Below are 12192 nucleotides of genomic sequence, written 5' to 3' on the forward strand. Positions count from 1 at the left end.
ACATGACCGAAAAACGCATCCACGTCGTCTTCAAGACCCATCTCGACATCGGCTTTACCGATCACGCCGAGAAGATCCGAAAGCAGTATCACGAGCGCTTCATCCCGCAGGCGATCGAGACCGGCGCGCACTTCTACAACGAGAACCCGCACGAGCCGCTGTTCGTCTGGACGACGGGCGCCTGGCTGATCTGGGATCACCTGAATTCTCGCTCGAAGGAAGAGGTCGCCCGCCTTGAGCAGGCGATCGAGCGCGGCCTGATCCGCTGGCACGCGCTGCCCTTCACCACCCATACGGAGCTGATGTCGCCGGATCTTTTCAAGGCGGGGCTTTCCTATGCTCAGGAGCTGGACCATCGCTTCGGTCTGAAGACGATCGCCGCCAAGATGACCGATGTGCCCGGCCATACGCTCGGCATGGTGCCGCTGCTGGCCGAAGCCGGCGTGCGCTTCCTGCATATCGGCGTGAACTCCGCTTCGCCGCCGCCGGAAATCCCGGATATTTTTCGCTGGCGAGCGGCGGGCGGCGAGGAAATCGTCGTCATGTACCAGCGCTCCTATGGCGAGACCTATTTCCCCGAGGGTCTCTCCGACGGCTTGAGCTTCGCCCATACCAGCGACAACATCGGCCCGCAGAGCGTGTCGCAGACGGCCGAAGCCTATCGCGAGATCCTGAAACACGAGCCAGGTGCCGCCGTGCGCGCGGCGACACTGGAGGACTACGGCAAGCTTATTTGGGAGGCGCGCGAGCGTTTCCCGGTGGTGGAAAAGGAACTCGGCGACAGCTGGATCCACGGCAGCGGCACCGATCCGGAAAAGATCGCCCGCTATCTGGCGCTGCAGCGGCTTTACGACCAATTTGCCGGCGAGCGGATGACCACAAGCCGCCAGGCCTTCGGCCGCAAGCTGGCGCTGGTCGCCGAACACACCTGCGGCGTCGACATCAAATCCTTCCTGCGCGACGAGAAGGCCTGGGCACGCCCCGCCTTCGAGGCGGCGCGAAAGACTGATCCTCGCTTCCACTATACCGAAGCGTCCTGGGCGGAGCAGCGGGCCTATCTCGACCAGGCGGTTGCAGAGCTGGACGGCGAGGATGCGGTCCGCGCCGAGGCGGCCCTTGCCGAGATTGCCGTTCCATCACGGCCCGAGGCGACCGAGGCTGCTACGCGGCTCGATGTCGGCGGCTGGATCATCGAGCTTGATCCGGTAACCGGCGACGTTTCCGCGCTGACTGCGCCCGACGGTCGGACGGTCCGTGGCGCCAACGGTTCGCTGATCGCCTATCGCTACGAAAGCTATGACGCCGGCGACGTTCGCCGCCACATGGATACGTACCTTACACATTGGATGGATTGGGCGGTGCTCGACCACGACAAGCCTGGGCTTGCGAAGGTTGCGGAAGCGCGCTCGCAGGCCTACGCGCCCAAGCTCTACGGCACGACCGCAACATCCGTCCTTGCAGTCATGCCGGCAGAAGCGGTGGAGCAATTGGGCGCGCCTGCCGAAATCGCCATCGAATTTTCCGCCGGCAAGGACGGGCCCGATGTCCGGCTGTCCCTCTATGGCAAGAACGCCAACCGTATGCCGGAAGCGAGTTTTCTGTCGTTCACGCCCGAGGGACGTTCCGCCTGGGATGTGTGCAAGATGGGGCACTGGCACGCCACCGACAATTTCGCCCGCGCGGGCGGTGCACAGCTGCAGGCGGTCACGGCGGTGAGGGGGCGCTCGGAACCGGGCGTCGAGCTGATGGTCGAAAACCTCGACACGCCGCTGGTGGCGCCGCAGTCCTGGCCGTTCATGGCCTTCTGCAAGGACCTGCCTGACTATTCCGCCGGTGTCCGCTTCAACATCCACAACAACAAATGGGGCACCAACTTCCCCATGTGGTGGGGCGGTGATTTCACCACGCGCTTCAAGCTTAGCTTCAGCGGTCGGTGATCGTCAGCGGCTGCGGAGCGACGGAAGGCTCGTCCTCGTTCGGGTGGGCTGAGCCGGTCTCCCGGTGAAGACACCAGATGTCGACCGGAAGGCGACGACCTGGCAGCACGACCGCCTCGTGCGATATCCATGCGGCTTCAGGTGCTGGAGCTTGAAGCCGGCACATCAACGAGGCGGAGACGACAAGCGGCACCTGCAGCGTCTTGGTCATGGATTCCAGGCGCTGGGCCACGTTGACGGCGTCGCCGATGACGGTGAACTCGCTGTGGCAGCCGCTGTCGAGAACGCCGCCGACGACCGTGCCATAGTGCAGGCCGATGCCGGCATCGAGGGCCGGGTGGTTGTTGCGCGCGTTGTGGTTCTTCCAATCCGTGAGGATGTCGACGAGATCGAGCGCGCAGGCAAGTGCCCTGTCGGCGTCGTCTTCCTTCGGTCTCGGCTGGCCGAAGACCGCCATCACCCCATCGCCGATGAACTTGTCGACGGTGCCGCCGTGTTCGAAGATCGTCTGCGAGACGAGTTGGCGATATTCGGCGAGCACGAAGGCGAGCTCAGGCGCCGGTGCCGCCTCGGCAAAACGGGTGAAATCACGCAGGTCCACGAACATGATCGCGGCGCTGCGTCGCTCCAGCCCGAGCACATCGCCTTTCTCCTGCAGGGCGGAAACGACTAGCGGCGAGAAGAAGCGCGAGAGATTTTGTCGCCGCTGGTCGGCCTTCAAGGCTTCCTTGCGCGTCCGGTCGTGGTCGCGCGCAAGAAGATAGATGGCAAAGGCGGTGAAGCCGAAGCTCACGGTCAGGCCGAGATCCTGATTGAAGAATGCCCCGAGCAGCGAAAGCGGTCCGGAGGCATCATGCCTTGCAGCCGTCATCGCCAGCATCGTCACCCAGGCTATGAGCACGATGGCGGAAAAGAGGAGGACCAGGCGTCGCTCCAGCTTGAGTCCGACATGGACGAGCAGGATGAAGGCGACGACGAGGCTGGTCGTCGTCAGATTGTGGTTCGCTGTCACCGGGCCGGCCAGAATATGGGCGTAGAGCAGCAGCGCGACCAAGAGCGCATCGAGAACGACGAAGAGGGTCGTCAGCCAGGAGCGGCCGGGCAGATAGCGCGCCGTTGCCACCGACGCCACGCTGATGGCGAGATAGCTGACGACAACGACCGCGTGCATGCGTTCCGCGCCCGCGTTGCCGCCGAGCAGCAGACTTGCCAGCAGGATTGCGAAAGCAACGAAGCGCAGGGTGAGCGAACGCTTCTCCCGGGCCGTATCCCAATGCGGATGAAGTGAGGACGTCATGTCTTTCGGCATTCCCCCTGCGTCGACGGCCGGCGATAGCCGCTCTGCTACCAGTCGATTCGCGTCGAATATGTGGCGTGGCCGCAAGCCCGCTGACCTGCGGCCAGATTAGGTTCTAGGGCTTCCAACGATGGGAAGGTCAAGAAAGATACCATCGCTGCGCTGCAGCCGCCCGCGACCAGGTTATCAATCGCGTTCCTCTTTGCCCCCGGCGCCTACGTAGAATGACGTATGTGCAGTGCAGCGTGGCCGTCCGATGATCCCCTTAAGCAGCGGCCAGAAGCACCGAAAGGCCAGTTGCTCCAGAACGAGAGGGATTCCATCAGATGACTATCAAGACAAGCGTGACCGGCGCATTCCTAGCCGCCATCCTGTCGACGACGGCTTTCAGCGGCGCTTTCGCCGCTGACGACACGATCAAGGTCGGCATCCTGCATTCGCTTTCCGGCACCATGGCGATCTCCGAGACGACGCTGAAGGACGCCATGCTGATGCTGATCGACGAGCAGAACAAGAAGGGCGGCCTGCTCGGCAAGAAGCTCGAGGCCGTCGTCGTCGATCCCGCGTCCGACTGGCCGCTCTTTGCTGAAAAGGCGCGCGAACTGGTTTCGGTCGACAAAGTCTCGGCGGTCTTCGGCTGCTGGACCTCGGTATCGCGCAAGTCGGTTCTGCCGGTGTTCGAGGAGTTGAACTCGATCCTTTTCTATCCCGTCCAGTATGAGGGCGAGGAAAGCCAGCGCAACGTCTTCTACACCGGGGCGGCGCCGAACCAGCAGGCGATCCCGGCCGTCGACTATCTGATGGAAAACGAGAGCGTCGAGCGTTGGGTGCTCGCGGGCACCGACTATGTCTATCCGCGCACGACCAACAAGATCCTCGAAGCTTATCTGATCTCCAAGGGCGTGAAGCCCGAGGACATCATGATCAACTACACGCCCTTCGGTCATTCCGATTGGCAGACCATCGTTTCTGACATCAAGAAGTTCGGCTCGGCCGGCAAGAAGACCGCCGTGGTCTCGACCATCAATGGCGACGCCAACGTGCCGTTCTACAAGGAACTGGCGAACCAGGGCGTCAAGGCGGAGGATATTCCGGTCGTCGCCTTCTCGGTCGGCGAAGAGGAACTCGCCGGGCTCGATACCACGCCGCTCGTGGGGCATCTGGCGGCCTGGAACTATTTCCAGTCGGTCGACACACCCGCCAATGCCGAGTTCATCAAGACCTGGAAGGCCTATACCAAGAACGACAAGCGCGTGACCAACGATCCGATGGAAGCGCATTACATCGGCTTCAACATGTGGCTGAAGGCGGTCGAAAAGGCCGGCACGACCGATACGGACGCCGTTCTCGACGCGATGATCGGCGTCTCCGTCCCCAATCTTTCGGGCGGCTACTCGACGATGATGCCGAACCACCACATTACCAAGCCGGTGCTGATCGGCGAGATCCAGGGCGACGGCCAGTTCGAGACCGTCTGGGAAACACCCGGCCTCGTCGTCGGCGACGAATGGTCCGATTATCTGCCGGACTCCAAGGACCTGATCTCCGATTGGCGCGCGCCGATGTCCTGCGGCAACTTCAACGTCGCCACCGGCAAGTGCGGCGGCAAGGGTTCCTGATTTCATCACCTAGTCATAGACCGGGCGGCTTGCCGCCCGGACAGTGATTGCATGACGAAAACTTGAGGCAAGCATGCCCTTCGTTCGGCGGCGCGCACGAGCGAAGGGAGCTTGCTTGGGCTATGACGGGTTTGTGCATGCGCCGCATGACCGACCCGGATGAGGGGGCCATGTACCGAATTCTGCAGATCCTGTTCGTTGCGCTGTGTCTGGTGATATCGGCCCATGTGGTCGGTTCTCGCGCAGCCGAAGACCTCGGCCCGCTGATCGATCAGCTGGGCAGCGCTAAGCTTTCCGAAATGGACGACCACATAACGGCGCTGGCCAAGACCGGCGACGCGAAGGTCATTCCGGTGCTTGAGGCGCTGGGCGAGGGGGAACTTTATCAGCGCAAGTCCGACGGCAAGGTCTTTCTGGTCAAGGCGCAGGGCGCAGACCTGCTGCTCGTCGATCCCGTGACCGGGGCTGACGCCGGAGCGGCACCGAAGGCGGCGATGCAGAAGGTCAAGGTCAACAATGCGGTGCGTCGCGCGGTTCGCAGCGCGCTCGGAGGTCTCACGCTCTTCAGCGACGATACCAGTGCGCGCATAAAGGCGGCGCAATCCATGCTGCAGACGCCGAATGCCGATGCGCTCGAGGCGATCGAAACGGCGATCGCGGCCGAGAAAGACGGGACCGTGCGCAAGGTTCTCGATGAGGCCCGCGCGGTGACGCTGCTCGTCTCGGATCGCCCGGACGATCAGAAGCGTCAGGCGATCGCGCTGCTTGCCGAAGGTAACGGGCGAAACGGCCTTGCCGTTCTGACCTCCGCTCTGGCCACAGCCGATGCTTCCCTTAAACCCGATATCGAGGCCGCGATCGCCCGGATCGAGCAGACCCAGGCCTTCTGGAGCGCCGGCCAGAACATTTGGTACGGCCTGTCGCTCGGCTCGGTCCTCTTGCTGGCGGCGATCGGCCTTGCCATCACCTTCGGCGTCATGGGCATCATCAACATGGCCCATGGCGAGATGGTCATGCTCGGCGCCTACACGACCTTCCTGGTGCAGGAGGTGGTGCGCAATTCCTATCCTGACCTCTTCGACTGGTCGCTGGCGATCGCGCTGCCGCTCGCCTTTCTCGTGACCGGCGCGGTTGGCCTTGCAATCGAGCGCGGCGTCATCCGCTTTCTCTACGGGCGACCGCTCGAAACGCTGCTTGCCACCTGGGGCATCTCGCTGATCCTGCAGCAGGCGGTGCGCTCGATCTTCGGGCCGACCAATCGAGAGGTCGGCAATCCCTCGTGGATGTCCGGCGCCTTCGAGTTTGGCGGGCTGACCATCACCTGGAACCGCCTGTGGATCATCGTTTTCGCGCTGGCGGTATTTGCGGCGCTGCTGTTCCTGCTCAAGAGGACGTCGATGGGCCTTAAGATGCGGGCCGTAACCCAGAACCGGCGCATGGCGTCGTCGATGGGCATCCGCACCCCCTGGGTGGACGCGCTCACCTTCGCGCTCGGCTCCGGCATCGCCGGCATGGCGGGCGTGGCGCTCTCGCAGATCGACAACGTCTCGCCCAATCTCGGCCAGGGCTACATCATCGACAGCTTCATGGTCGTCGTCTTCGGCGGCGTCGGCAATCTCTGGGGCACGCTCGTCGGCGCCTTCTCGCTCGGCATCCTCAACAAGTTCCTGGAACCCTATGCCGGCGCGGTGCTCGGCAAAATCCTCGTGCTGGTGCTGATCATCCTCTTCATCCAGAAGAAACCGCGCGGCCTCTTCGCGCTCAAGGGAAGGGCGGTGGAAGCATGATCACGTCATTTCTGATGCGGTCGTTCGACCGCAGCATTCTGATCGCCGTTGCGATCCTTGTCGGCCTCGCCATGCTTGTCCCGGCGCTCAACCTTTTGACCGCGCCCGATCATCCACTGCACGTGCCGACCTATCTTGTGTCGTTGTTCGGCAAGTACCTGACCTATGCGCTGCTGGCGCTGGCGCTCGATCTCGTCTGGGGTTTCTGCGGCATCCTTTCTCTCGGGCATGCGGCTTTCTTCGCGCTCGGCGGTTACGCCATGGGCATGTACCTGATGCGCCAGATCGGGGCGCGCGGCTCCTATGGTAACCCGCTGCTGCCGGATTTCATGGTGTTCCTCAACTGGAAGGAGCTGCCGTGGTTCTGGCATGGCTTCGACATGTTCTGGTTTGCCGCGCTCATGGTGGTCCTTGTCCCGGGGCTGCTCGCCTTCGTCTTCGGCTGGTTCGCCTTCCGCTCGCGGGTCAACGGCGTCTATCTCTCGATCATCACTCAGGCGATGACCTACGCGCTGCTGCTTGCGTTCTTCCGCAACGACATGGGCTTCGGCGGCAACAACGGCCTCACCGACTTCAAGGACATCCTCGGCTTCAACATCCAGGCTAACGGCACGCGCGCCGCCTTGTTCGCTGCCTCGGCGCTGATGCTGGCGCTCTGCCTGATCCTGACGTCGGCGATCGTGCGTTCCAAGTACGGCAAGGTGCTCGTGGCAGTCCGCGACGCGGAAAGCCGGACGCGCTTCCTCGGCTACCGGGTCGAGCACATCAAGCTCTTTGCCTTCACCCTATCGGCGATGATGGCCGGCATTGCCGGCGCACTCTATGTGCCCCAGGTCGGCATCATCAATCCCGGCGAGTTCGAGCCCGGCAATTCGATCGAAGTGGTGATCTGGACGGCGGTCGGCGGGCGCGGCACGCTGATCGGCCCGATCGTCGGCGCCATTCTCGTCAATGGCGGCAAGAGCATCTTCACGGCAGCGTTCCCGGAATTCTGGCTCTTTGCGCTCGGCGGCCTCTTCGTGCTCGTCACCCTGTTCCTGCCGAAGGGCGTCGTCGGAACGGCTGGCGCGTACTTCGCCCGCCGTCAGACGCGGGCGGCTGAAACACCGGACAATCTGGCCGTTGAACCCATGGCGGCGGAGTAACGACATGAACCAGACAATCGGGCAGACCAAGCCGACCAGCCTTCTCTATCTCGACGGCGTCTCCGTCTCCTTCGACGGCTTCAAGGCGTTGAATGCGCTCTCCTTCGTCATCGAACCCGGCGAGCTACGAGCGATCATCGGCCCGAACGGCGCTGGCAAGACGACGATGATGGACATCATCACCGGCAAGACGCGGCCGGACGAGGGGCAGGTGTTCTTCAAGGGCGAGATCGACCTGTCGAAAAAGGACGAAGCGGAGATCGCTTCGCTCGGCATCGGCCGCAAATTCCAGAAGCCGACGGTGTTTGAAAGCCACACGGTTTGGGACAATCTCGAGCTGGCGCTCAACCGCAAGCGCGGCGTGTTTCCGACACTCTTTTACCGACTGACGGCAGCGGACAAGGCTCGGATCGAGGAGATCCTTGCGACCATCCGCATGTCGTCGCGCAGCAGCGATCTCGCCGCCAACCTTTCGCACGGGCAGAAGCAATGGCTGGAGATCGGCATGCTGCTTGCCCAGGAGCCGGAACTGCTGCTGGTCGACGAACCGGTCGCCGGCATGACCGACGCGGAAACTGCCGAGACAGCCATCCTGCTGAAGGAGATCGCCAAGACCCGATCGGTCGTGGTTGTCGAGCACGACATGGGCTTCATCCGTGAACTCGGCGTCAAGGTCACCTGCCTTGCTGAAGGGGCGGTGCTGGCGGAAGGCTCGATCGACTTTGTCAGCAGCGATCCGAAGGTGATCGAGAACTACCTTGGCCGGTGATGACCCACACCGAAAATCCAAAAGGAGGGCGCGCCATGCTCAGCGTCGAAAACGTCAATCTTCACTACGGCGCCGCGCAGGCGCTGCGAAACGTGTCGATCACGGCCGAGATGGGCAAGATCACCTGCGTGCTCGGGCGCAATGGCGTCGGCAAGTCGAGCCTGCTTCGGGCGATCACCGGTCAGCATCCGGTCAGCGCCGGCGCGATCGACTTCAACGGCGCAGCACTCGCCGGCATGGCGCCCTATCGGCGGGCAAAAGAAGGCATCGGCTACGTCCCCCAGGGGCGTGAAATCTTCCCGCTGCTGACGGTCAAGGAGAACCTGGAGACCGGCTATGCGCCCCTGAAGCGCGGCGACCGCTCGATACCCGAGGACGTCTTCAACCTCTTTCCGGTGTTGCGCTCGATGCTTGGTCGCCGTGGCGGCGACCTCTCCGGCGGGCAGCAGCAGCAACTGGCGATCGGCCGCGCGCTGGTGACGCGACCGAAGATCCTTGTGCTCGACGAGCCGACCGAAGGCATCCAGCCCTCGATCATCAAGGATATCGGCCGGGCTATCCGCTATCTCAGGGATTCGACCGGCATGGCGATCCTCTTGGTCGAGCAGTATCTCGATTTCTGTCGCGAACTCGCCGACCACGTCTACATCCTCGATCGGGGCGCTGTGGTCCACGAGGGCGCAGCCGAAACGCTGGACACATCAGAGGCGCGCCGCCATCTGACGGTGTGATCGCATCCTGAACAGTTACACCTGCGGTGCTCCGGCGTCGGGTTTCGCGGCGTCCGAGGCAAGCGACTGCTGGCTCTTGAGGCAAAGCCACCTTCTCAAGGGAGCGGAAATTCTCCCCCTGCCATAAAAGCGCCTTCTAAAATCACTAAATCTATGCAGTAACTGACGTATTTTATTGAGAATGGTGCAGTTTGGGTGTAGGACATCCTAAGCGAAAGAGTGCGGCCGTCACAACCCGTTACCCCCGGTAAATGCCGCGGGAAGGGGCGTTGTGGCGGCTTTCCTTGTTCAGGAAAGTGAAGTGACATGTTGACCAAAAAAGGAAAATACGGGCTCAAGGCCCTTGTCGACCTGGCTCAACTGGAGCCCGGAGAGACCGCCTTCATCACCGAGATCGCCACGCGGAACAATATTCCGAAAAAGTTCCTGGACGCGATCCTGCTCGAACTGCGCAATGCCGGCATCCTGCGCTCGAAGAAGGGCCCGGGCGGCGGCTATTCGCTCTCCCGGCCAGCCTCCGACATCCGCATCGGCCAGGTCATCCGCACGCTCGACGGTCCCCTGGCGCCGATCCGCTGCGCCAGCCGCACCGCGTTCGAGGCCTGCGACGACTGTGCCGATCCGGTCAACTGTCATGTGCGCAAGTCGATGAGCAACGTTCGCGACGCGATCGCCTCGATCCTCGACAACATGACGCTGGAGCAGTTCGCCGCCAACGACAACGCGTCCGAGATCGTCGCCTTGAGGGACGCGGAGGCTGGCTAACCTTCGCGCAAAGGCCCGCTGTGGGGCCTGCGATCGCAAGATGCCGCTTGAGAACTGCAGCGTCACAGCTTTCTGATGATCGCGGCGGCTGCAGGCGGCGCTATGATTTCGAGCAGGCGCAGCAATCGCGCCTTGCCGACATGGATGCGGGTTGCGCCCGGCTCGAGCGCACGCAGGATTTCCTTCGCCGCATAGGCCGCGCTGACCTGCCCTTTCCCCGCCCTGATGTCATCGGGGTATCGACGAGCGGCAGCACCACATCAACCACTTTGACTGCGCCTGCCTGGTGCTGGACGGAAAGTGCATCCGAAAACATGCGCAGCCCCGCCTTGGTGGCGCTGTAGACCGCCGCCGTCGATTTCGGATAACGGGCGAGTGCTGAGCCGACATTGACGATGACGAAGGGGCGCCCGGGCGTCTTCGGCAGAAGCAGCCGCGACAGCAGCATCGGCGCGACGAGATTGGTATCGACTTCGTCCGCGATTTGTCCGGCGTCGTAATGCGGGTTGTCGAATCGGACATTGTGCTGGATGGCCGCGTTGTTGATGAGACCGTCGATCGGATCGCCCGCCATCTTGGCTCCGCAGGCGTTGGTTGCGGCCCGATCGCAGAGATCGAGCACCCGCGTTTCGATCCTCCGGTTTCGCAGCGTCAAGTCCTCCAGTCGCTCCCGGTCGCGGCCAAGTGCTAAGACATTGTGCCCTCTCGCGGCCAGTTGCAGTGCGATCTCCCTGCCGAATCCCGAGCTTGCCCCGGTGACGACGTAGCGTGCCATGTGATCTATTTCCCGTTGTTGCGCAGTCGAATCTGCAACGGGAGGACGGGGATGGCATTAACCGAAGTTAAGCGCGCAGAGGGCGCTGCGATTTCGCTGTTCGAGCGCATCGCCCGGCATCCGCTGGCGCAGGCGGAGCGACTGGCCGAGGCGATGCAGGTGCGCAGCGTGGGGGCTGGCGAAGCGATCTTCCATCAGGATGAGCCGCATCCCTATGTCTATGTGATCGAGCGCGGCCTGGTGAAGCTCACCTATCTGCGTGCCAATGGCGAGGAGTGGATCAAGTCCTTCGCCATCGAAGGGCGGTTCTTTGCGAGCCTCTCGGCGCTGGTGCCCGCCGGGCGGGCGAGCTTTTCGGCAATTGCGGTCGAGGAGAGCCGCCTCGAGAAAATTCCGTTCGTGACGCTGCAGGCGCTGGCCGACACCGACCTTGGCTGGTCGCGGATGATCCGAAGTGCGCTGATGATGCTTGCCGAGCGCAAGGAGCGCCGTGAACGCCAGTTCCTGACGCTTGATCCCGAGGAGCGCTATCGCGCACTGCTCGTCGAGGAACCGGAGGTGGTCGCACGGGTGCCGCAGAAGGACCTCGCCGGCTATCTCGGCATCACCCCGGTCGGCCTCAGCCGCATCGCCAAGCGAGTGCGGGGGGAGGCCGACACCAGGCTTAACCCGGGTTAATGCGCGGCATCCGACAAGGAGCGATACCAGGCACCGTTGCAACAACGGAGGCGCGACTTGACCAAACAGAAAGCGGCATCGGATTTCCTGCTCTTCCTCAGATCCTGGGCGGCTAGACCGCTGGAGGTCGCGGCGATCGCGCCTTCGAGCAGACGGCTGGCGGTCGCCATGACCACCGAGATCGGACCGCTCTCCGGCAATGTGCTCGAACTTGGGCCTGGCACCGGAGCCTTCACGCGGGCACTGCTTCGCAACGGCGTTTACGAGGACAATCTCATCCTGGTGGAGCGCAATCCGGCTTTCGCTATGCTGCTGCGGGAGCGGTTCCCGAGCGCGACGCTGATCGAGGGCGACGCCCAGCACCTGGCCCTGCCGGCGGTGAAGTCCGTCGGGGCGGCGATCAGCGGCCTGCCACTTCTGTCCATGCCGGCGCAGACCGTGCGGGCGATCCTCGCCTCGGTCTTTCATCACCTTGCCGAGGATGGAAGCCTGTTCCAGTTCACCTATGGACCGCGATGCCCGATCTCGCTCCAGGTTCTGGGCGAGCTTGGGCTCAAGGCCTCCTTTCGGCGCTGGGTGCCGCTCAACCTGCCGCCTGCCAGCGTCTATCGCATTTCCCGGAATAGTGCCTGAGCGCGATGGCCCCGTTTCCCGCCGGCGCGTGGGCGGCACCGGGTGACAGGTAAGAC

The 12192-nt window shown here is 63.1% G+C and carries 11 protein-coding genes; 9 read left to right on the forward strand and 2 right to left on the reverse strand.

The annotated features are described in order from the left end of the window. The first annotated feature begins 2 nt into the window (after positions 1–2). The gene (locus ASD01_RS26325; RefSeq protein ID WP_060644671.1) at positions 3–1937 is read left to right on the forward strand and encodes a DUF5054 domain-containing protein; all 1935 of its coding nucleotides are present in this window, start codon (positions 3–5) and stop codon (positions 1935–1937) included. On the opposite strand, the gene ASD01_RS26330 is transcribed toward ASD01_RS26325, so the two are convergent. After that, positions 1924–3234: an adenylate/guanylate cyclase domain-containing protein gene (locus tag ASD01_RS26330; RefSeq protein ID WP_060522005.1), complete on the reverse strand. Its 1311-nt coding sequence runs from the start codon at positions 3232–3234 to the stop codon at positions 1924–1926. The genes ASD01_RS26325 and ASD01_RS26330 overlap by 14 nt on opposite strands. Before the next feature lie 326 nt (positions 3235–3560). Between ASD01_RS26330 and urtA the strand changes: the two genes are divergently transcribed. The 6 genes from urtA (at position 3561) to ASD01_RS26360 (ending at position 10050) form a co-directional block, all read left to right on the forward strand. Continuing rightward, entirely contained in the window at positions 3561–4853 is a 1293-nt protein-coding gene (gene urtA, locus ASD01_RS26335) for an urea ABC transporter substrate-binding protein (protein WP_060522006.1), read from the forward strand. Between the two features lie 170 nt (positions 4854–5023). Next, positions 5024–6640 (forward strand): urea ABC transporter permease subunit UrtB, encoded by a 1617-nt coding sequence (gene urtB, locus ASD01_RS26340; RefSeq protein WP_060530434.1) that lies wholly within the window; start codon positions 5024–5026, stop codon positions 6638–6640. After that, positions 6637–7785, forward strand: a complete 1149-nt coding sequence (gene urtC / locus ASD01_RS26345; protein WP_060644672.1) for an urea ABC transporter permease subunit UrtC — start codon at positions 6637–6639, stop codon at positions 7783–7785. Before urtB ends, urtC begins: the two co-directional genes overlap by 4 nt. A 4-nt stretch (positions 7786–7789) precedes the next feature. Then, complete coding sequence (gene urtD, locus ASD01_RS26350; protein WP_060530435.1) at positions 7790–8554, forward strand: urea ABC transporter ATP-binding protein UrtD; 765 nt, start codon at positions 7790–7792, stop codon at positions 8552–8554. Positions 8555–8589: 35 nt separating this feature from the next. After that, the gene (gene urtE, locus ASD01_RS26355) at positions 8590–9285 is read left to right on the forward strand and encodes an urea ABC transporter ATP-binding subunit UrtE (RefSeq protein WP_029742910.1); all 696 of its coding nucleotides are present in this window, start codon (positions 8590–8592) and stop codon (positions 9283–9285) included. A gap of 306 nt (positions 9286–9591) precedes the next feature. Beyond that, on the forward strand, positions 9592–10050 hold the full coding sequence (locus ASD01_RS26360; RefSeq protein WP_029742909.1) for an RrF2 family transcriptional regulator: 459 nt from the start codon (positions 9592–9594) through the stop codon (positions 10048–10050). 100 nt (positions 10051–10150) lie between these two features. Here the strand turns inward: ASD01_RS26360 and ASD01_RS26365 are convergent, their stop codons facing one another. Further along, a complete protein-coding gene (locus ASD01_RS26365) occupies positions 10151–10825 on the reverse strand; it encodes an SDR family NAD(P)-dependent oxidoreductase (protein WP_060644674.1) in 675 nt (224 codons plus the stop codon). Between the two features lie 51 nt (positions 10826–10876). On the opposite strand from ASD01_RS26365, the gene ASD01_RS26370 reads away from it, so the two are divergent. Next, the gene (locus ASD01_RS26370) at positions 10877–11503 is read left to right on the forward strand and encodes a Crp/Fnr family transcriptional regulator (protein ID WP_060644676.1); all 627 of its coding nucleotides are present in this window, start codon (positions 10877–10879) and stop codon (positions 11501–11503) included. A 57-nt stretch (positions 11504–11560) separates the two neighbouring features. Then, on the forward strand, positions 11561–12136 hold the full coding sequence (locus ASD01_RS26375) for a class I SAM-dependent methyltransferase (protein WP_060530437.1): 576 nt from the start codon (positions 11561–11563) through the stop codon (positions 12134–12136). Positions 12137–12192: the final 56 nt, after the last annotated feature.

Source organism: Ensifer sp. Root423 (assembly GCF_001426275.1).
Classification (GTDB): Bacteria; Pseudomonadota; Alphaproteobacteria; order Rhizobiales; family Rhizobiaceae; genus Ensifer; species Ensifer adhaerens.